The sequence below is a fragment of the Cupriavidus nantongensis genome (assembly GCF_001598055.1).
Classification (GTDB): Bacteria; Pseudomonadota; Gammaproteobacteria; order Burkholderiales; family Burkholderiaceae; genus Cupriavidus; species Cupriavidus nantongensis.
The window spans coordinates 396626-416054 of the sequence record NZ_CP014845.1 but is presented as its reverse complement, the minus strand read 5'-3'; the positions used below and the strand labels follow the sequence as shown (position 1 = coordinate 416054).

Sequence of the window (19429 nt, the reverse complement as noted above, 5' to 3'; positions counted from 1 at the left end):
GATCCTTCCAAAACCATGGCACCACAGCAAGGCACTGATCGTCCCACCTATACGCTCTGGCAGATGGTGGCCTATTTCCTTCGGTTGGGGACCCTGGGCTTCGGCGGCCCCGTAGCACTGGCCGGCTATATGCACCGCGACCTGGTGGAGCGGCGCGGCTGGATCACCGATGGCGACTACAAGGAAGGCCTGGCGCTGGCGCAACTGGCACCAGGCCCGCTGGCCGCGCAACTGGCCATTTATCTCGGCTACGTGCATTACCGCATCCGGGGCGCAACGCTGGTCGGCCTGGCATTCGTGCTGCCGTCCTTTCTCATGGTGCTGGGATTGGGCTGGGCTTATGTCCGTTTTGGCGGACTGACCTGGATGCAGTCAGTGTTCTATGGGGTGGGCGCCGCCGTCATCGGCATCATTGCCATCAGCGCCTATAAGCTGACCACCAAGAGCGTTGGCCGCGACAAGCTGTTGTGGGCAATCTACCTGACGCTGGCTGCCGTGACCGTCATCACGGAATCCGAGATCGCCTGGCTGTTTCTCGCCGCCGGCGTAGTGGTCTGGTTCTGGCGCGCACCCCCGAAGTGGCTGCGCCAAAGCGGCGCGAATGCGCTGGCAGCCACGCAGATGCCGGCGGCAAGCGGGTTGTTCAGCACGCTCGACTGGCCGCTGCTGTCACAGCTCGGCGTGTTCTTTGCCAAGGCGGGCGCCTTTGTATTCGGCTCGGGCCTTGCGATCGTGCCGTTTCTCTACGGCGGCGTGGTAACGGAATACCACTGGCTCAACGAAAAGCAATTCGTCGATGCGGTGGCCGTGGCCATGATCACTCCCGGCCCCGTGGTCATCACGGTGGGATTCATCGGCTATCTGGTAGCCGGACTGCCCGGGGCCTGTGTGGCGGCATTGGCCACCTTCCTGCCGTGCTACCTGTTCACGATACTGCCCGCCCCATACTTCAAGAAATACGGCAAGCTTCCCGCCATCCTCGCCTTTGTCGACGGCGTCACTGCGGCGGCGATCGGCGCGATTACCGGGGCCGTGATCGTGCTGGCCAAGCGTTCGATCGTCGATGGTCCCACCCTGCTGCTGGCGCTGGTCACGGTCGCACTATTGCTGAAGTTCAAGAAGCTGCCTGAGCCGGTCATCATCAGCGGTGCCGCAGTGATCGGCCTGGCCGTTTATCCAATGCTGCACCACTGAGCCCCTAACAAGGCAGCCTGGCTGCAAACCCTGTCACTCCCCGCTCATCGCCCGCACCGCGCCAATTGTTGCCCTTCGCTCAACATACTGAAGGCCATCGCGACGCTACTGGCAATCGCTCCCCCTGCCTAGAATCGGTTGCAACGATGGTCGCACGGAACGCGCGATGGTCGGAGAAGGATGTCGGCGCCACGCAGCGGAACATGCCTGCCGCCGAGTGCGGTTTTCCCACCCATTGACAGGACTCCCCGATGATGAGCGAAACAACCCGCAATGTGCAGCCGGTTACCGCCAACCTTGGCAAGGATGGTGCCGGCGAACTCGTGCCCTCCCGCTATGCCGTGCGCGTGGGCGACATCGATGTCGTGCTGATCAGCGATGGCATCCTGCCGCTGCCGACCTCGACCATGTCCACCAACGTAAGCCAGGCCGACCGCAACGCATGGTGCGATGGCCGCTTCCTGCAACGCGACACCTTCGACTGGGCGCTGAATATCGCACTGGTGCGCAGTGGCGAACGCCTGATCCTGATCGACTCGGGCGTCGGCGACGGCTTCGAGTATTTCACGCGCGCCGGCCGGTCGGTGATGCGCCTGGAATCGGCGGGTATCGACCTGGCCGCGATCACCGATATCGTGATCACGCATATGCATATGGACCACGTCGGCGGCCTGAACGTCGATGGCGTCAAGGCCAGGCTGCGCCCGGACGTGCGCATTCACGTAGCGGCCGCGGAAGTGGAGTTCTGGAAAAATCCGGACTTCAGCAAGACGGTAATGCCGGAAGCGGTGCCTCCCGCGCTCCGCAAGGCGGCGGCAAAGTTTGCCCAGGTCTACAGCGAGAGCATCGTCCAGTTCGACCAGACCGTGGAAATCGCAGCGGGCGTTTCGGCGCGCGTGACGGGCGGGCACACGCCGGGGCACTGCGTCGTGGACGTGGCATCGAACGGCGAGAAACTGACTTTCGTTGGCGACGCGATCTTCGAAGTCGGCTTCGAGCGGCCCGCCTGGCAGAATGGCTTCGAGCACGACCCTGAAGGCGCCACGGACGTGCGTATCGCGCTGCTCAACGAGGCCGCGGCAACCGGTTCCCTGATGGCCGCGGCGCATGTCGCGTTCCCGTCGATCGGGCATGTTGCGAAGCATGGAGAAAGCTTCCGGTTCGTGCCGGTGCAATGGGATTACTGATTGACGGTCGCGGAAGAAAAAGGCCCGTCGCACCGGCGACGGGCCTTTTGTTCTTCAAACCCGGCAATCATGCAGAGGCGTTACCCGTTTCGCGAGCCAGACGGCGCCATTGCCCCGGTGTCATTCCCATCGTTTCCGTGAACGCTCGCCGGAACGCAGCCACGGACCGATACCCGACCGAATCCGCCACGGCCTCTGTGGTCATCGCCGGTTTCTTCAGCGTGTTGGCGGCCAGGCTCATCCTGATATCGGTCAGCAATTCGATGGCCGAACGTCCGAGCTTGTCCTGGAAGTGCCGCATGAAGGTGGCGCGCGACATGCTGCACAAGTCGGCCAGCTCCGGCAAAGTCCAGGGCCGCGCCGGATCGGCGAACATGGCCGAAATGGCGGGCGCCAGCCGTGGATGGCCGACAAGCGCCAACAACCCTGCGGGGGCCTGCGCGGATTCGCTGGCGGCGCGCAGTACCAACGTGAACAGCGCTGAAGTGAGCGCGTTAAGCATGGCGCATCCGCCCAGTTTGTCGCCGGTGGACTCCATGCGCATCAGTTCCAGCAGGCCGGCCAGGTAATGCGAAGCGGATGACATGGCCTCTTCGCGATGGTCGTCCATCGCACGTACCACCAGGTTCGTGGGCAGATAACTGCGAATCAGCCGATCATGCGGCGGCTCGATGAGAAATCGCCCGCATAACAGGTCCAGCTGCTCGCCCGGGCCATCATTCTGGCTGAGCATCCATCCTGCAGCACCGTGGCGATTGTGGGTACGCCCCGGCTGCCGTCCACTGCCATCGTGCAGTACGTGGGCCGACCCGTGAGGCAATAGCACGATATCTCCTGCCGCCAGTTCCAGCGTCGTCTGCGTCTGCGGATTCTCGACCATCGCCCGGCCCTTGAGTACGACGTGGTACGGAATCTCGTGCGCCGCGGATTGAGGCCAGGCCACCCGCCATGGCGCACCATAGACGCAACGGACCTCCAGCCGCCCGGTGACGGTGATCATTTGCAGCAGTTGGCTCAGCCAGTCAACTTGGGACATTGGATCTCGGGAACCTGGAACGATCAAGCATCTTATGGCAATTGCACAGCGGTCTCTCGCTCTTCGGTATCCCGGGAATCTTTCCCGGGTACCTCCGGGCTTGGGATGGTGCTCGCATCGACCGGAGACAAATCGATGCGAGCGGATCGCGTCAGACCGAGCCGGCCGGCGCAACGGCAGGAAAATCCTTCTCGGGATCAAACACGTTATTGATGAAGTTTGTCAGGGAAAACATGGCAACCAGCGCGACGATTTCCATGATGTTCGCATCCGTGTAGCCAGCATCGCGGACGGCGTTGAAATCGGCGTCAGTGACGTTGCCGCGGGTCTCGATGACTTTGCGCGCAAACTGGACCGCCGCATCGCGCTTCGGGTCGGTGGCATGGCCCCGCCGGGCCAGAATGATGTCATCGGCCGCCAGCCTGGCCATATGCTCGGCGGTAAAGCTGTGAACCGTCAGGCAGTAATTGCAGCCGTTCACTTCGGAGACGGCGAGGCCGATGCTGTCACGCGTCTTCACGTCGAGCGCCTTGCTCAGGGAGCCCAGCAGGGTGGCCCATGCGTTAAACGCGATCGGACTTTGGGCGAAGGTCGCCATCATGTTCGGGGTGAATCCTATGTTCCTGGTGAACGCATCGAGGGTCGGTTTCGATTCGGCCGGCACTTGCTCCGGCTTCAGGGCATCAGTTCTTGGCATCGTAGTCTCTGTAAGGTACTGGCTTTACTGTTTGGGAAAATCCATGTGCGGCGGCGGACCGCTTATAGCAGGTCCAACACATCGGCCACCGGCAAGCGGGGCTTCTGCGGCCAGTTCCCGGTGCGCTCTGCGCCTACGGACAACAGCATGACCGGCACTTCGTTCGTGGCCAGTCCAAACTCGCGGTGCACTGCTTCAGCATCGAAGCCAATCATCGGCGTCGAACCCAGGCCTAGCGAGCGCGCGGCGTAGATCATCGCCGCCGCGCCAAAGGTGCCGCTGCGTACGGCCTCGTCCCGCTGGCGCTGCGGGTAATCCATGTACAGGTTGCGTGCGGGAATTTCCCATTCCGGCACCATTTCCGCCGGCATGATGCCCGCCTCCACCAGGGGCGCCAGGCGATCCGGTATTACGCTCGAATCGGCCAACTGACCACAGACGATGAAAGTCACGGCGGCTTCGGTGATCGGGGCCTGGTTCCAGGCGATCGGGCTGAGCCGTGCCTTGGCCTCGGCGGAACGTACGGCGATGAAGCGCCAGTTCTGCATGTGGAAGGATGTCGGCGCGCTGGTGCCGATTCGTACCAGCGCGCGAATTTCGTCGTCGCTCAAGGCGGCGGCGGGATCGTAGTATTTGGCCGCGCTACGGCTCAAGATACATTCGATGACTGCATTGGTCCGGCTGATTTCCTTGGTCATGGAGGGCTCTCATCAGGTGGTTGGGAGCCTCCACTTTAGGTGTAGCCAATGCTCATTTCGAGACTCAATTTACTCGAAAATATGCCCAAAAGGATCAAGTCTACAACTACTGCGCAGCGCCCTGCTTCCGCACGGCATGCGCTTCGGTAACCTCTCGCTGCGCCGCAGCCATTTTCTGAGGCCAGGTACTTTTGATATAGGCCAGCACGGCAACGATGTCCTCATCGGACAGCGATTGCCCGAAGGCCGGCATATCGCTGACATACCCCTCCGGAGCCGTCACCCCGGCTACCAGCCCATTCTTGGTAATCGCAAACAGCACGCCGTCAGGATGATGCCAGGTATGGCCGGACGCATCATGCGGGGGCGCCGGCATCCGGCCGTTCGGTAGCCGCTCGCGCCAGTTGGGCTGGCCCTCCAGGTTAGCGCCATGGCATGCGGCGCATTGCTGTGCGTAGATCTTGCGACCCTGCGCGACGCTGGCCGCGTCGGTGGCATCGATGCGCAGCTGCCGCATATCGCCTGTCTTGCTGGCATTGGATGGCGTATCGAGGTACCGCCTGGTCTGCAGTGCAACGGCGGTGGCAATCACCCCACCGAGCACAAGCAGCGCCACGATCCGCCAGCGTGGCTTGCCTGATTTGTTCATGTCGCGCCTGCACCAATAAGCTTTATCACTACACCTGACTCCTGACAAATAACTAGGGTCGCCCCGTATCCACCCGCATCCGCCTTACGCAGCAGCGTTCCTGAGACGCAGCGCATTGGCGATAACCGAGGTCGAGCTCAGGCTCATCGCCAGCGCCGCGATCATCGGCGACAACAACAGGCCGGTCGTGGGATACAGCACGCCGGCCGCCAGCGGCACACCGGGGGCGTTGTAAATGAACGCGAAACCGAGATTCTGCTTCATGTTCCGAATGGTCGCGTGGGAGAGTTGCCGGGCGCGGGTGCCGTTCAGTTATCCACCGTCGTTCCCGCGAAGGCGGGAACCCAGTGACTTCACCCCGAAGGGGACGTGAAAGACGCTGGATTGCTCGCTGCCGCTCACCCTGCGGGCCGTCCTTCAGACGTCCAATGCGCATCCGCGCATTGTCCCGCCTTCGCGGGAATGACAGTAGTGGTTGATGCCTTGTCTGAACGGCATTTCAGCCTAGACCTTCCCATGGTAGTAAGGTCAAGGGCGACCAGGGCGAAAACCAGCGGCCGTTCCGGTCGAGCGTACGGGGCCGTCCCTCACCAAGACGTTACGCAACCATTACATCCCGGTAAGGTGCGCCGAGCGTTGTCAGTCGGGTCTTCGCTATCGTCGACGGCGCCAAGGGCCTCGCGGCAATGATGGGACCGACGGACGACAAGCTCCTTCAACCGGCCTATGCCGCCAGCCGTCAAACGCTGCTACCATTCCGGCAACCCAGGTATCTCAAGTGCGTACTACTTTCCGTCGGCTCTGGCTTGCCGCCTTCCTGCTTAGCGCTTTCCTGACAGTGCAACTGGCAGCGGCGGCGTATGCCTGCGAGGGCAGCCGGTATTCGCTGAGCGCGACGGACGAGATGGCGGGCATGACCGAAGCCTGCCCCGACATGGCAATGGAACACGCCGGGCCAGGCGTACATGACGGGCTATGCCAGGAGCACTGCCAGCTCGGCTCGAAGTCGGCCGACCATGCCACGCCGCAGGTTCCCGCCTTCCATCCGGTGCTGGTCAATGTCGTGGTGCCCGCGCCGATACCGGTACTCGCGCATCGCATAGCCGCTCCCCGCGATGCGATTTCCCGGGCCCCGCCTCGCCCCCTCCCCATCCTTCACTGCTGTTTCCGAACGTAGCCTCCGCCGCAACGCCTGTTGTCTTGCCCTGAGCCATCGGCTCCAGGGCGGTCGTTGCTTTGCGGAGGCTTTATGCATTTGCACTTATCCACCAAGTGCGGGCGCCGGCTGGCGCTCGCGCTGACGCTGCTTGCCGTGATCCGTCCGGCATGGGCGGAGTCCGCGCCAGCCCTTTCCCTGCAGGAAGCGCTCGCACTCGCCGCGGCGCGCTCGGCCGATGCCGAGACCTCGCGCTCGGCAGTCCAGTCGGCCATCGAGATGGCAGTGGCTGGCAGGCAGATGCCGGATCCGGTCCTGAAGGTTGGCGTCAACAACGTCCCGGCGAATGGCACGGACCGGTTCTCGCTGGGCACCGATTCGATGACCATGAGGTCGATCAGCCTCATGCAGGAATTCACACGCACGGCGAAGCGGCAGGCCCGCGCCGAGCGCTTCGAGGCCGAGGCGTCGTCGGCCGAGGCGCAACGTATGGTGGCGCTGGCCAACGTGCAACGCGGCACCGCCACGGCGTGGCTGGATCGCTGGTATGCAGAACGCGCGCACGCGCTGCTTGCCGAACAGGCGCAATCCGTCAGGCTGTTGATCGATGCGGCACAGGCTGTTTATCGTGGCAACCGCGGCTCACGCGCCGAGATCCTGGCCGCCCGGATCGAATCGCAGCAACTGCAGGATCGCGAAGACGAAGCCCGCGCCGCGGTTGCCTCGTCCCGGGCGATGCTGCACCGCTGGGTCGGCGAGGCGGCAGCGTTGCCGCTGGCCGAGCGCCCCGCGCTCGATGCTCCGGCCTGGCTCGATACCCTGGATGCGGGCATGGCCACGCAATTGCCCGATGTCGTCGCCGCGCAGGCGCAAGCCGGCGTGGCCGAGGCCGAGAGCCGCGTCGCGCGCGAGAACAAGGTGCCGGATGTCAGCGTCGAGCTGATGTACAGCCAGCGCGGCCCCGCCTACTCGAACATGGTGTCGCTGAACGTCTCGCTGCCGGTGCCCTGGGACCAGGGCAACCGCCAGGACCGTGAACTGTCCGCCAGGCTGGCGCAGGCCGATGCCGCGCGGGCGCAAGCCGAATCGGTACGCCGTGGCCTGGTCGGACAGCTGCGCGGCAAGCAGGCCGAACTGCAGCTGAGCCAGGCGCGCCTGGATCGCTATCGCCATACCACCTTGCCACTGGCGCAGGCACAAACCGAGGCGGCCCTGAGCGCCTACCGCACTGGCGCCGGCAGCCTGGCCGCCGTGGCGCAGGCCAGCCGCAAGGCGCTCGAGCTGTCGCTCGAGCGGCTCAGGCTGGAGGCAGCGACCGCCAGGCTCTGGGCCGAGCTCACGTTCCTGATGCCGTTGCCGACCGCCGCGCAAGCCATGCCGCCGCAAGGAGCCCAACCATGAAGCAGACCACGATGGCACGGACCCTGGTGGTCCTGCTCGTGCTGGCGAGCGCAGGCGGTGCCTATTATCTCGGCCATCAACAGGGACGCCGGCAGATTGCTGCGACCGACACGCCGGCCCGCACCGCCGGCGGGGCGAACCTGAAGGCCGGCGATATCGATCCGGGCACGGGCAAGCGCATCCTCTACTGGCATGATCCGATGGTGCCGGGCCAGCGCTTCGACAAGCCCGGCAAGTCGCCCTTCATGGATATGCCGTTGTCGCCCGTGTACGAGGAAGCCGGTGGCGGCGCGACCGTGACAATTGACAGCCGCGTGGCGCAGAACCTTGGCGTTCGCACGGCAGAGGTCAAGACGGGCCGGCTGGCCTCCGCCCTCGAAGTCCCGGGCAATGTCGCGATCAACGAGCGCGGCATCGAAGTGCTGCAGGCCCGTACCACCGGCTTCGTCGAGCACGCGTCTGCCAGGACGACGCTGGATCCGGTGCGCAAAGGCCAGCCACTGGCGCAGATCTACTCGCCGGAATGGGTCACCGCGCAAGAGGAATATCTGGCGGTGGTCCGCATGGGCGCAACCCTGCAGGGCGATTTGCGCGAGGCCGCGATCGCCCGCATGCGGCAGGCCGGCATGACCGGGCAACACATCCGCCTGGTCCAGGACACCGGCAGACTGCAGCCGCGGCTTGCCGTCACCAGTCCGGTGGACGGGATCGTCACCGAGGTCGGCGCGCGCGACGGCATGACGGTCTCTCCCGGCACCACGCTGTTTCGCCTTGCCAGCCTGGCGACGGTATGGGTGCTGGCCGAAGTACCGGAGACCCATGTTTCACGGCTACGCCCGGGACAGGCGGTGTCGGCGGTCGCCGCCGCGCTGCCGGGACAGACGCTGACCGGCAAGGTCGACGCGATCCTGCCGGACATCAACCTCGGCACCCGTACTGTCAGGGTGAGGATCGAACTGCAGAACACGGGCCGGCAGTTGTTGCCGGGCATGTTCGTGACCGTCCGCTTCGATGCCGCGCCTGGCCAGGACCGGCTGCTGGTCCCGACCGAGTCGCTGATCCACACCGGCACGCGCACGATCGTCATGGTGGAAACCGCCCCCGGTGGGTTCAGCCCTGTCGAGGTCAGGACCGGCGCCACCTCGGGCGGACAGACCGAAGTGACCGAAGGCCTCAAGGCCGGACAGAAGGTCGTAGTCTCCGGCCAGTTCCTGATCGATTCCGAAGCCAGCCTGCGCGGTGCCACGCAGCGCATGGCGGCGGCACCAGCCGCGCCGGCAGCCGCGGCCGCCGCAGGCCCGGAGCACGAAGGCAGCGGACGCGTGGAGGCGGTCAGCGCGGACAGCATGACGATTTCCCACGAGCCGATCCCGTCGGCCAGCTGGGGCGCCATGACCATGGACTTTGCCGCACCCGCTTCCGGCATGCCGCAAGGATTCAAGCCCGGCGACCGTATCCGCTTCCGCTTTCGGCTGGACCGCGACGGCGCGGCGACGCTGTCATCGGTCGAACGCGCAGCTTCTGCCCCGGGAGCCAGGCCATGATCGCGCGTCTGATCCTGGCTTCGATCCGCAACCGCTTCCTGGTGCTGCTGGCCACGGTCACGCTGACCGCGTGGGGCTTGTGGGCCGCGCGCAGCACGCCGCTCGACGCGCTGCCGGACCTGTCCGACGTGCAGGTGATCATCCGCACGCCGTATCCCGGCCAGGCCCCGCAGATCGTCGAAAACCAGGTCACCTATCCGTTGACCACGACGATGCTGTCCGTGCCTGGCGCCAGGACCGTGCGCGGCTATTCGTTCTTCGGCGGCTCCTATGTCTATGTGTTGTTCGAGGATGGCACCGATCTCTACTGGGCGCGCTCGCGCGTGCTGGAATACCTGAACCAGGTGCAATCCCGGCTGCCCGCCGCCGCCCGGCCCGCACTTGGCCCGGACGCGACCGGCGTAGGCTGGATCTACGAGTACGCCCTGGTCGACAAGACCGGCCAGCACGACCTCGGCCAGTTGCGCGCGTTGCAGGACTGGTTCCTGCGCTTCGAGCTCAAGTCGCTGCCCAATGTGGCCGAAGTCGCGTCGCTGGGCGGCATGGTCAGGCAGTACCAGATTGTCCTGATGCCGGACCGGCTGCGTGCCTATAACCTGTCGCAGGGCAAGGTGCTGGCGGCGCTCAAGGGGGCGAACCAGGAGACCGGCGGATCCGTGCTGGAGCTGGGCGAAGCCGAATACATGGTGCGCGCCAGCGGCTACCTGAAGACACTCGATGACTTCCGCGAGATTCCGCTGCTCACCAGCGAGGCCGGCATCCCGGTACGGCTGGGCGACGTCGCCACCATTCAGCTCGGCCCGGAAATGCGGCGCGGCATCGCGGAACTCGACGGCCAGGGTGAAGTCGCGGGCGGCGTCATCGTGATGCGCTCCGGCAAGAACGCGCTGGAGACCATCGACGCGGTCAAGGCCAGGCTCGCCTCCTTGCAAACGAGCCTGCCCAAGGGCGTGGAAGTGGTGACGACCTACGATCGCTCGGCGCTGATCGAGCGTGCGGTGGATAACCTGACGCGCAAGCTTATCGAGGAATTCATCGTGGTGGCGCTGGTGTGCCTGGTGTTCCTGTTTCACCTGCGCTCCGCGCTGGTGGCCATTGTCTCGCTGCCGCTCGGCGTGCTGGCGGCGTTCCTGGTGATGCGCTACCAGGGCGTGAACGCCAACATCATGTCGCTTGGCGGTATCGCCATCGCCGTCGGCGCAATGGTCGATGCGGCGGTGGTGATGATCGAGAATACCCACAAGCACCTGGAACGCTGGCATGCCGACAATCCCGGCGGGGAACTGTCCACGCAGCAGCGTTGGCGCGTCACCGGCGAATCCGCGGTGGAGGTCGGGCCGGCGCTGTTCTTCTCGCTGCTGATCATCACGCTCTCGTTCATTCCCGTGTTCACGCTGGAGGCGCAGGAGGGGCGGCTGTTCTCGCCGCTGGCGTTTACCAAGACCTATTCCATGGCGGCTGCGGCCGGCCTGTCGGTCACGCTGGTGCCCGTGCTGATGGGCTACATGATTCGCGGCAGGATTCCTTCGGAACAGGCCAATCCACTCAGCCGGTGGCTGATCCGCGGCTACCAGCCGTTGCTGGCCAGGGTGCTCTTCTACCCCAAGACCACCATTGCGATCGCGGTACTGCTGCTGGCGGCAACCGCCTGGCCCATCATGCGCATCGGCGGGGAGTTCATGCCGCCACTGGATGAGGGAGACCTGCTGTACATGCCGTCGGCACTGCCCGGCCTCTCCGCCGGCAAGGCGGCGCAGCTATTGCAGCAGACCGACCGGCTGATCAAGACTGTCCCAGAGGTTGCGACAGTATTCGGCAAGGCAGGTCGCGCCGATACCGCCACCGACCCGGCGCCCATCGAGATGTTCGAGACCACCATCCAGTTCAAGCCGCGGGACCAGTGGCGCGCGGGCATGACGACCGACAAGCTGGTGGAGGAACTCGATCGCGTGGTCAGGGTGCCTGGCTTGTCGAACGTCTGGGTGCCACCGATACGCAACCGCATCGACATGCTTGCCACCGGCATCAAGAGCCCGGTCGGCATCAAGGTGGCCGGCACGGACCTGAAAGAGATCGACAGGCTCGCCACAAGGATAGAAGAGGCGGTCAGGACGGTACCGGGGGTTACGTCGGCGCTGGCCGAACGCCTAACCGGCGGCCGCTATATCGATGTGGATATCGACCGTGGCGCCGCTGGCCGGTACGGCCTCAACATCGACGACGTGCAGAGTATCGTGTCATCCGCGATCGGGGGCGAGAATGTCGGGGAAGTGGTTGACGGGCTGGCGCGCTTTCCGATCAATGTCCGCTATCCGCGCGACTATCGTGATTCCATCGAGCAATTGCGTGCCCTGCCGATCGTCACCGACAAGGGACTGCAGATCACGCTTGCGGACGTGGCACGCGTCGGGGTCGTGCAAGGCCCGCCGATGTTGCGCAGCGAGAATGCACGCCTGTCCGGCTGGATCTATGTCGATATTCGCGGACGGGACCTTCGTTCAGCCGTGCGCGACATGCAGACCGCGGTGGCCAAGGCGGTGCCGATGCCCGCGGGGTATTCGCTGAGCTGGTCGGGGCAGTTCGAGTACCTGGAGCGGGCAACGGCCAGGCTCAAGCTGGTGGTGCCGATCACGCTGCTGATCATCTTCGTGTTGCTCTATATGATTTTCGGCCGCTTCGATGAGGCGCTGCTGATTATGGGCACGCTGCCACTTTCGCTGATCGGCGGCTTCTGGCTGCTCTATCTGCTGGGCTACAACCTGTCCGTGGCAGGCGTGGTCGGCTTCATTGCGCTGGCCGGCGTGGCGGCGGAGTTCGGTGTCATCATGCTGCTCTATCTGAAACAAGCCTGGAGCGAACGAGAAAACCGTGGCGAGACCAGTCAGTCGGCGCTGCTCGACGCGGTCCAGGAAGGGGCGGTGCAGCGCGTGCGCCCCAAGGCCATGACGGTCGCGGTCATCCTCGGCGGCCTGATCCCCATCATGTGGTCGCATGGCACGGGCTCGGAAGTGATGCAGCGCATTGCCGCGCCGATGGTCGGCGGCATGGTGACTGCCCCGTTGCTGTCCCTGTTTGTCGTGCCGGCGGTGTATTGGCTGATGCGCCGACGGCAGACCCGCATTCCCCCAGTCCCTACCCACCCTTCACTTCAGGAAGAATCGCAATGAAACCCCGCAAGACTCTCGCACTCGCACTCGCCATCGTCGCTGCCTCCACCGCCTCCACTGCATTCGCAGCGGGATCCACGGACGGCCACAGCATGCACGGCATGGACAGCAAGGCACCCGTCGCGTCAAAGCGGGCCTCCCAGCCTGTGCCAGCCGAAATCAGGAAGATCGATGCGTCGGCCGGCAAGGTGACGCTTAAGCACGGCCCGATCGAGAACCTCGGCATGTCCGCCATGACCATGGCGTTCCCGGTCAAGGACCGTGCTTCGCTGAAGAACTTCAAGGAAGGCGACTCGGTTTCGGTCACGTTCGACAAGGTCGATGGCAAGCCGACTGTCATCGAGATGCAGCGCAAATAGGCGCCTTCGCAATGTCGTTCAGCTAAGGCATCAAACTCTCGCGTCGTTCCCGCAGGCGGGAACCCAGTGACTTCCTCCCCGAAGGGGGACGTGAAAGACGCTGGATTCCCGCCTGCGCGGGAATGACGTAGGTAAGCTGGACAGCGTTAGTGCACCGACCCCGGCTGCAGTTCGACCTTGATCCAGCCAGGCTGGCGCTGGTCAAACGCCTGATAAGCCTCGATCGCCGAGGTCATCGGCTCGCGCCGCGTCAGGATCGCGGCCGGGTCGACCGCACCGGTGCGCACCAGCTCGACCAGCCGCGGGATATAGGCGCGGTGGTTGCAGTTGCCCATGCGCACCGTCAGGTTCTTGTTCATTGCCGCGCCGATCGGGAAGCTGCGGTCGGTGGGTGGATACACGCCGATGATCGACAGCGTGCCGGCCTTGGCCAGCGCGCGGATGGCCCAGTCCAGCGCCTGCGCCGGCGCGTCGCCCGGGACCCAGTTGCCCTGCTCCGTGGGATGGGCGTGCGGCGCCAGGCGGGCGGCCGCCTGCTCGCTTTCCGGAATCGACGGATCCTGCGCCGCCGGACCGTGGTGCGCGTGCATGGCATCGACGCCGACCGCGTCGATGGCCCGGTCGACGCCGATGCCGCCGGTCAGCTCCACGATGGTCTGCACCGGGTCTTCGGCATCAAAGTTCACTACCTCGGCGCCCTGCGCACGCGCCATGTCGAGCCGGTCCGCCACCGCATCCACGGCAAAGATGCGGCCAGCGCCCATCAGCTTGGCCGACGCGATCACGAACTGCCCCACCGGGCCGCAGCCGAACACCGCCACCGTATGACCGGGATGGATGCTGGCGAGGTCAGCGCCGAAATAGCCGGTCGGGAAGATGTCGGAGAGCATGATCGCCTGCTCGTCGCTGATATTGTCCGGTAGCTTGACCAGGTTGACGTGGGCAAACGGCACCCGCGCCTTCTCGGCCTGCAGCCCCTGGAACGGTCCGGTCTGCTCCGGCCCGCCATAGAAGGCGGTGCCGGCCTGCTTGCCGTGCGGGTTGGCGTTGTCGCACTGGGCGTAGTAGCCGGCGCGGCAGTACGAGCAATAGCCGCAGGCAATAGTGGACGGGATCACGACCCGGTCGCCCACGCTGAGATTGCGCACGCCGTCGCCGAGGGCCTCGACCACGCCCACCCCCTCGTGGCCCAGCACCGTGCCCGGCGCCAGCCCTTCCATGGTGCCGCGCACGAAATGCAGGTCGGTGCCGCAAATGGCACTGGCGGTCAGGCGCACGATGGCGTCGGTGTCCTGCTCGATCACCGGTTCCGGCACATCATCCAGCCGGATGTCACCGATGCCGTGAAATACAACCGCTTTCATGGTGTCCTCCACATGAAGCCGGAGCCACCTCCGGCGAGGTCAGTCGGAGTACCGATGCTGCAAGGAACATTCCCAAGGGCTACGTCATGCTGCGGCCCGCGAAACGGGGGTCGGGAGCGCCCGCCTGGCAATTTCTGCTACGCGCCTTGCAATCCATTCCGGCGCCCGCAGGGGCCGGCGGCTCGAGCCGAGGGCACGCTGCGCCGTTGTGAATGCGTGCGTCTGGCTTCGGCAAGCAGGCGGAGAGAAATGGTTTGGGCATGTCGATTGCTAAATCCCAGCTGACGTCCTCACGCTGGCGCACATTCCCAAGGAGGCACCCATCATGAAGCTCTACTACGCTCCCGGCGCATGTTCCCTGGCGGCACATATCGCCCTCATCGAGACCGGCCTTCCCTTCTCCACCGAGCGCGTCGACCTGCGCGCCGAGCCGCACAAGACCGAGAGCGGCGCCGACTACAAGACCATCAATGCCAAGGGCTATGTGCCGACACTGGAGCTCGACAAAGGCGACCGGCTGACCGAGGCGGCCGTGGTGGTCCAGTACATCGCCGACCAGGTCCCGGAAAAAGGACTTGCCCCGGCATGCAATACGCTCGAGCGCTATCGCTTGCAGGAATGGCTGAACTTCATTTCGTCGGAACTGCACAAGGGCTTTGGGCCGTTCTGGAAACCCGGCACGGCGCAGGAGCAGAAAGAGGCGACGTGGACGCGGTTGTCACAGCGGTTCGACTGGATCGCCCCGCAGCTCGCGGACAAGGATTACCTGATGGGGGAGTTCAGTGTCGCGGATGCCTACCTGTTCACAATCTTGAGATGGCCGGATCATTTCAAGTTGTCGCTTGAGCGGTGGCCTGCGCTGCAAAAGTATCGGCAGAGGGTTGGTGAGCGGCCGGCGGTGAGGCGGGCGTTGGAGGACGAGGGCATTGGGTGATTTGGCGGCGCGGCACTGCCTCGCCGTCGTCATGATGAATATCAGGTGAACTGGAAGCTCGCGGCCCGTTACTGCGTGCGCGGGGGTTACAAGGGATTGGCCGGGCTTATTCTCCTATATCGCGATTACCGCCGAATCACCGACGCTTTGTTTCGCCAGCTACCGTCTGCCAAGTTCGCGATTGAGAACTCTGCGAGGGACTGGCCAGCCTATGAGAGCCAAATTCTGCGCGAGTTGCGGCTGCCGGGTTATTAGGTCATGGTGTCGACGCCAATTGATACAGTCCTGTTGTGCAGTCTTTGCGTCTCGCAAGAACGGAGACCTGTGCCGAAAATCCCTGGATGAATTTTGCTGGCCACTGCCGACTTCAGCATCGCCAGAAGCAAGACGGCAACTGCAAAAAGGAACACCAGCCCCAGCATCGCTTTCACATGACCCTCGTACGCATATTGTTTTGCGCGATGCTAAGCGGTCAGGCAAGCTGGAAGCACCCCTCCATAGAAGGGCTCACTTGGATAGGGATGCGCCAGCCGGCCTTTACCCCCGCTCGACGGATCTTGCCAGCGCGTCAAAACGCGCACTGCAGAGGCGGCGTCTCACATGGAATACCGTCGCCATCGCCATCCATCTTCACCGCGGGACAGTTCTTCAGGTAAAAGCGGGCTTCCGCGCAGGAAGCCATCTGGCTGCAGTGTTGCTTGCCCTCGCAGCGGAATACTGGTTCCGGCGTTGTTGCCACAACGGAAACCGCGACAGGCTGTGGCTCGGCGTCAGCCACTGCATTCTTCAGCGGCGCGTGCGTCTTGTAGTAGAGAAAAGCCGCTGCGGCAGCTCCGACGAGAAGCAAGCTCTTGTACATGTTGACCCCACCCTGCTTTTCTTATTCGAAACGCAAGGATGCCACAGTTGCGGGGAAGTCCGTGCCAGAGAACGGCCATAACCAGACCTTCGACACGCACGCTTCGCCCGGATCGATAGCATTCACTCGGACCATTGTTGACTGGTCGTTCAAAAACCCGCACACTTGCGTTATTGAACAATCGTTCCATAACCGGCGAATGGGAGTCGCATGGCCAGGCCAAGGACCTTCGATGAAGACATTGTCATCGCCCGCGCGGCGGAGGTTTTCGGTCGTATTGGCTACAACGCCTGCTCGGTCGATAACCTGGTGGAGGCAACGGCGTTACAGCGAGGCAGCCTGTACAAGGCATTCGGTTCCAAGCGCGGTTTGTTCGAAAAGGTACTGGAGCGAGCCCTTGTCGGCGAATGGTATCGGGACCCGGCCGTGCTCGACCTTCTGATCACAGCCTTGCGGGAGCTTGCGCCAGTCGATCAACCGATCGCCGCCCGTTGCCGCGACGCCTTGCAGACCTATGGAGAGAACGCTGCCGAATTGCTCGGCGCGCGTCTGCTCGATCATCTGCCCACCCACGATCCCAACAAGGAGTAGCGATGCCTCGACTCGAATTAACCGACCGCGAACTCGTTGTCCACCTGACACCGTGGGAATCGATCTGGTCGCTGCGCCGCGGCTTTCGCGTGCCGCTTGCGCAGGTTCGCGGCGCTACCGAAGACAGCGGCTTCGATGGCAAGGCGCTAGGCCTGCGCCTTCCGGGCACCTACTTTCCTGGCCTGATCGCCGCCGGCACCTTTGTCAAAGGCGGCGACAGGCAGTTCGTCTATACCTCGCGCAAGCTGCAGACTATCGTGATCGAACTGGCCCGGAATGACTGGGCTCGCCTGGTGATCGGAGTACTCGACGCGCGTGCCGAGGCTGCGCGGATCAACGCTGCGGTCGCCAGACGCCACTAGCGCCACACCTTGGCTTGCAGGAGAGGCGTGCTGGCACCATCCGCCACCATCACCGCCGGAGCATCAAATCCAGGTTCTGCACCGCAGCCCCCGATGCCCCTTTGCCAAGGTTATCGAACACCGCGGCCAGCAGCACATGCCCGTTTTCGACGTTATGAAAGACGCCCAACCGCATATCGTTCGTACCGTTCAGCGCTTGCGGATCCAGATGTGTCAGGGCGCCCGATTCGTTCAGCGGCAAGACTTTGACGTGGGTTGCCTCGGCATAGTGGCGCGCAAGGCAGTCGTGCAAGGTCGCACCGTCGACCCCAGGTGCCAGCTGCCGCAACGCCAGCGGCACCGTCAGCACGATGCCCTGGCGGAACGCCCCGTACGCCGGGACAAAAATGGGACGCTGCGCAAGGCCGGCATGCAGCTGGATCTCGGGCGCGTGCTTGTGCGCGAGTTGCAGGCCATAGACCTGGTATGAAGGCGCATTGGCGGCGCCTGGCCCCTCATATTCCTCCACGCCGGCACGCCCGCGTCCGGAATAGCCGGATACCGCATGGATGCTGACCGGGTAATCGGCCGGTATCAGCCCGGCCTGTGCCAGCGGACGCAGCAGGCCAACGGCACCGGTCGGATAGCAACCGGGATTGGTGACCCGGGATGCGTTCGCAATCTGCTCGGCCTGCCCCGGCGCCATTTCCGGAAAACCGTAAGTCCAGCCCGGCTGTGTGCGATGCGCGGAGCTGGCGTCGATCACCCGGACGGCGGGATTGACGATGGCGCCCACCGCCTCGCGCGCAGCGGCGTCCGGCAGGCAGAGGATGGCGATGTCGCAGGCGTTGATGGCTTCGGCGCGACGCCGCGGATCCTTGCGCTCCGCGGCGGGAAGTGTGAACAACCGGATGTCGGTGCGTTGGCGCAGGCGCTCGTGGATTTGCAGCCCGGTGGTGCCTTGGTCGCCGTCGATGAAAACTACGGGAGAGCTCATAGGTGGATGACTCCGCTGACTGTGGGGGTGAACAGGTGAAACGGAGTCCCTATGTTGCGGGGGCGACTAGAATAGAGAAAGTTGAATTTCATAACGAAAACATTCAGCTTTCCTGAATCCGGACTTCGTCATGCGAGAGATCAGCCTGGACCGCTTGCGCACCCTGGTCGCCGTTGCCGACCGCAATTCCTTTGCCGATGCGGCGCGCGCCTTGCACCTGGCGCCACCGACGGTCAGCCTTCACATCGCCGAACTCGAAGACCGCATCGGGGCGCCACTGCTGATTCGCAAGCGCGGCCATGTGGGGCCAACCCCTGTCGGCGCGGTGCTGGTGGAGCGCGCGCGCCGGCTGCTGGCCGACGCGGAGCAGGCGCTGGACGATATTCAGCGCCAGGTGGACGGGCTCGAAGGGCGTGCGCGACTCGGCGCGTCAACGGGCGTGATCGCGCACCTGCTGCCGCAAGCGCTGGAGGTCCTGCGCGAGCACCATCCCGCCATCGACATCCAGATTGCCGTGCATACTTCGGAAGAAACCCTGTCCCGGCTGGTGGATGGAACGCTGGATATCGGCGTGGTCGCGCTGCCTCAGCCGCCGGTGGCCGGACTGGTGATAAAGCCCTGGCGCCGCGACCCGGTGATGGCCTTTGTGCCGGCGCACTGGCGCTGTCCGGCCCGCGTTACCCCGGAATGGCTGGCCGCCCAACCGCTCATCCTCAATGACGCGACCACGCGCCTGTCGCGCCTGACGACGGAGTGGTTCGCGACCGCCGGCCACCATCCCGCACCGCGCATTCAGCTGAACTACAACGACGCGATCAAGAGCCTGGTAGCGGCAGGTTATGGCGCAGCGCTGTTGCCGCATGAAGCCACTACGCCATTGCCCGACCGTCGCATTGTCATGCGTCCGCTGCGGCCGGCGTTGTGGCGACGGCTCGGTCTTGCCTGTCGTGCGGGTTACGTTGAGCGCTCCACGCAACACGTACTGGACGTGTTGTGGGATTTGCGGTTGCCGTAGGCGTTGCACCGGTACAAACGCCGTGTTCCCACCTCTCCGTGCGCCAGTAACGCCGCAGCATCTCAGTCTTAAATTAACTTCATATTGCCTGCCCCGCCGCCGCTGACTAGTATTCTGAGACAAAAACTAAGGGGGGCTTCCATGCGGCCAATTCAGGTTACCCTCGCAGGCAGGCGATGCTCCGGCAACTGGCTGCATGCACAGGCCTGCCCCGGCCTGGCTATCCTCTCCGACGCGTCC

19 protein-coding genes and 1 pseudogene are annotated in these 19429 nt (G+C 64.3%); 11 read left to right on the top strand and 9 right to left on the bottom strand.

The features are described from left to right. Positions 1 to 15 precede the first annotated feature (15 nt). On the top strand, positions 16 to 1194 hold the full coding sequence (locus A2G96_RS23220; RefSeq protein WP_062802577.1) for a chromate transporter: 1179 nt from the start codon (positions 16 to 18) through the stop codon (positions 1192 to 1194). A 254-nt stretch (positions 1195 to 1448) separates the two neighbouring features. Then, on the top strand, positions 1449 to 2381 hold the full coding sequence (locus tag A2G96_RS23215) for an MBL fold metallo-hydrolase (RefSeq protein WP_062804102.1): 933 nt from the start codon (positions 1449 to 1451) through the stop codon (positions 2379 to 2381). A 67-nt stretch (positions 2382 to 2448) separates the two neighbouring features. Here the strand turns inward: A2G96_RS23215 and A2G96_RS23210 are convergent, their stop codons facing one another. From A2G96_RS23210 to A2G96_RS23190, 5 genes and pseudogenes are all read right to left on the bottom strand, one after another. Beyond that, the gene (locus A2G96_RS23210; RefSeq protein ID WP_062802576.1) at positions 2449 to 3417 is read right to left on the bottom strand and encodes an AraC family transcriptional regulator; all 969 of its coding nucleotides are present in this window, start codon (positions 3415 to 3417) and stop codon (positions 2449 to 2451) included. A gap of 151 nt (positions 3418 to 3568) precedes the next feature. Beyond that, a complete protein-coding gene (locus A2G96_RS23205) occupies positions 3569 to 4114 on the bottom strand; it encodes a carboxymuconolactone decarboxylase family protein (protein WP_062802575.1) in 546 nt (181 codons plus the stop codon). A 62-nt stretch (positions 4115 to 4176) separates the two neighbouring features. Next, positions 4177 to 4812: a nitroreductase family protein gene (locus A2G96_RS23200; RefSeq protein WP_062802574.1), complete on the bottom strand. Its 636-nt coding sequence runs from the start codon at positions 4810 to 4812 to the stop codon at positions 4177 to 4179. Between the two features lie 106 nt (positions 4813 to 4918). Beyond that, complete coding sequence (locus A2G96_RS23195) at positions 4919 to 5461, bottom strand: c-type cytochrome (RefSeq protein WP_062802573.1); 543 nt, start codon at positions 5459 to 5461, stop codon at positions 4919 to 4921. An 84-nt stretch (positions 5462 to 5545) separates the two neighbouring features. Beyond that, positions 5546 to 5761: pseudogene (locus tag A2G96_RS23190) on the bottom strand (copper-transporting ATPase); the annotation flags it as partial. 478 nt (positions 5762 to 6239) lie between these two features. On the opposite strand from A2G96_RS23190, the gene A2G96_RS32750 reads away from it, so the two are divergent. From A2G96_RS32750 to A2G96_RS23165, 5 genes are all read left to right on the top strand, one after another. Continuing rightward, entirely contained in the window at positions 6240 to 6638 is a 399-nt protein-coding gene (locus A2G96_RS32750; protein WP_082819076.1) for a copper resistance protein, read from the top strand. Between the two features lie 72 nt (positions 6639 to 6710). Continuing rightward, a complete protein-coding gene (locus A2G96_RS23180) occupies positions 6711 to 8018 on the top strand; it encodes a TolC family protein (RefSeq protein ID WP_062802570.1) in 1308 nt (435 codons plus the stop codon). Next, positions 8015 to 9562, top strand: coding sequence for an efflux RND transporter periplasmic adaptor subunit (locus A2G96_RS23175; protein ID WP_062802569.1), 1548 nt, complete (start codon positions 8015 to 8017; stop codon positions 9560 to 9562). The genes A2G96_RS23180 and A2G96_RS23175 overlap by 4 nt, the downstream gene beginning before the upstream one ends. Then, on the top strand, positions 9559 to 12729 hold the full coding sequence (locus A2G96_RS23170) for an efflux RND transporter permease subunit (protein WP_062802568.1): 3171 nt from the start codon (positions 9559 to 9561) through the stop codon (positions 12727 to 12729). Before A2G96_RS23175 ends, A2G96_RS23170 begins: the two co-directional genes overlap by 4 nt. Further along, entirely contained in the window at positions 12726 to 13088 is a 363-nt protein-coding gene (locus A2G96_RS23165; protein WP_062802567.1) for a copper-binding protein, read from the top strand. The genes A2G96_RS23170 and A2G96_RS23165 overlap by 4 nt, the downstream gene beginning before the upstream one ends. 146 nt (positions 13089 to 13234) lie before the next feature. On the opposite strand, the gene A2G96_RS23160 is transcribed toward A2G96_RS23165, so the two are convergent. Next, positions 13235 to 14452: a zinc-dependent alcohol dehydrogenase gene (locus A2G96_RS23160; RefSeq protein ID WP_062802566.1), complete on the bottom strand. Its 1218-nt coding sequence runs from the start codon at positions 14450 to 14452 to the stop codon at positions 13235 to 13237. Between the two features lie 325 nt (positions 14453 to 14777). On the opposite strand from A2G96_RS23160, the gene gstA reads away from it, so the two are divergent. Continuing rightward, positions 14778 to 15386: a glutathione transferase GstA gene (gene gstA, locus A2G96_RS23155; protein ID WP_062802565.1), complete on the top strand. Its 609-nt coding sequence runs from the start codon at positions 14778 to 14780 to the stop codon at positions 15384 to 15386. A gap of 251 nt (positions 15387 to 15637) precedes the next feature. On the opposite strand, the gene A2G96_RS33460 is transcribed toward gstA, so the two are convergent. Both A2G96_RS33460 and A2G96_RS32745 read right to left on the bottom strand, forming a co-directional pair. Further along, entirely contained in the window at positions 15638 to 15817 is a 180-nt protein-coding gene (locus A2G96_RS33460) for a hypothetical protein (RefSeq protein WP_150124236.1), read from the bottom strand. 137 nt (positions 15818 to 15954) lie between these two features. Continuing rightward, positions 15955 to 16245 (bottom strand): excalibur calcium-binding domain-containing protein, encoded by a 291-nt coding sequence (locus tag A2G96_RS32745; protein WP_082819075.1) that lies wholly within the window; start codon positions 16243 to 16245, stop codon positions 15955 to 15957. Between the two features lie 210 nt (positions 16246 to 16455). On the opposite strand from A2G96_RS32745, the gene A2G96_RS23145 reads away from it, so the two are divergent. Together A2G96_RS23145 and A2G96_RS23140 are read left to right on the top strand one after the other, a co-directional pair. Continuing rightward, positions 16456 to 16836, top strand: a complete 381-nt coding sequence (locus A2G96_RS23145; RefSeq protein WP_062802563.1) for a helix-turn-helix domain-containing protein — start codon at positions 16456 to 16458, stop codon at positions 16834 to 16836. A 2-nt stretch (positions 16837 to 16838) separates the two neighbouring features. Then, on the top strand, positions 16839 to 17198 hold the full coding sequence (locus tag A2G96_RS23140) for a hypothetical protein (protein ID WP_062802562.1): 360 nt from the start codon (positions 16839 to 16841) through the stop codon (positions 17196 to 17198). A 49-nt stretch (positions 17199 to 17247) separates the two neighbouring features. On the opposite strand, the gene argC is transcribed toward A2G96_RS23140, so the two are convergent. Continuing rightward, entirely contained in the window at positions 17248 to 18174 is a 927-nt protein-coding gene (gene argC / locus A2G96_RS23135; RefSeq protein ID WP_062802561.1) for an N-acetyl-gamma-glutamyl-phosphate reductase, read from the bottom strand. 130 nt (positions 18175 to 18304) lie between these two features. On the opposite strand from argC, the gene A2G96_RS23130 reads away from it, so the two are divergent. After that, entirely contained in the window at positions 18305 to 19189 is an 885-nt protein-coding gene (locus tag A2G96_RS23130) for a LysR family transcriptional regulator (protein ID WP_062802560.1), read from the top strand. Positions 19190 to 19429: the final 240 nt, after the last annotated feature.

Coding starts and splice junctions, on each gene's coding strand:
- A2G96_RS23220 (WP_062802577.1), top strand. CDS start 16: ATGGCACCACAGCAAGGCACTGATCGTCCCACCTATACGCTCTGGCAG.
- A2G96_RS23215 (WP_062804102.1), top strand. CDS start 1,449: ATGAGCGAAACAACCCGCAATGTGCAGCCGGTTACCGCCAACCTTGGC.
- A2G96_RS23210 (WP_062802576.1), bottom strand. CDS start 3,417: ATGTCCCAAGTTGACTGGCTGAGCCAACTGCTGCAAATGATCACCGTC.
- A2G96_RS23205 (WP_062802575.1), bottom strand. CDS start 4,114: ATGCCAAGAACTGATGCCCTGAAGCCGGAGCAAGTGCCGGCCGAATCG.
- A2G96_RS23200 (WP_062802574.1), bottom strand. CDS start 4,812: ATGACCAAGGAAATCAGCCGGACCAATGCAGTCATCGAATGTATCTTG.
- A2G96_RS23195 (WP_062802573.1), bottom strand. CDS start 5,461: ATGAACAAATCAGGCAAGCCACGCTGGCGGATCGTGGCGCTGCTTGTG.
- A2G96_RS23180 (WP_062802570.1), top strand. CDS start 6,711: ATGCATTTGCACTTATCCACCAAGTGCGGGCGCCGGCTGGCGCTCGCG.
- A2G96_RS23175 (WP_062802569.1), top strand. CDS start 8,015: ATGAAGCAGACCACGATGGCACGGACCCTGGTGGTCCTGCTCGTGCTG.
- A2G96_RS23170 (WP_062802568.1), top strand. CDS start 9,559: ATGATCGCGCGTCTGATCCTGGCTTCGATCCGCAACCGCTTCCTGGTG.
- A2G96_RS23165 (WP_062802567.1), top strand. CDS start 12,726: ATGAAACCCCGCAAGACTCTCGCACTCGCACTCGCCATCGTCGCTGCC.
- A2G96_RS23160 (WP_062802566.1), bottom strand. CDS start 14,452: ATGAAAGCGGTTGTATTTCACGGCATCGGTGACATCCGGCTGGATGAT.
- gstA (WP_062802565.1), top strand. CDS start 14,778: ATGAAGCTCTACTACGCTCCCGGCGCATGTTCCCTGGCGGCACATATC.
- A2G96_RS32745 (WP_082819075.1), bottom strand. CDS start 16,245: ATGTACAAGAGCTTGCTTCTCGTCGGAGCTGCCGCAGCGGCTTTTCTC.
- A2G96_RS23145 (WP_062802563.1), top strand. CDS start 16,456: ATGGCCAGGCCAAGGACCTTCGATGAAGACATTGTCATCGCCCGCGCG.
- A2G96_RS23140 (WP_062802562.1), top strand. CDS start 16,839: ATGCCTCGACTCGAATTAACCGACCGCGAACTCGTTGTCCACCTGACA.
- argC (WP_062802561.1), bottom strand. CDS start 18,174: ATGAGCTCTCCCGTAGTTTTCATCGACGGCGACCAAGGCACCACCGGG.
- A2G96_RS23130 (WP_062802560.1), top strand. CDS start 18,305: ATGCGAGAGATCAGCCTGGACCGCTTGCGCACCCTGGTCGCCGTTGCC.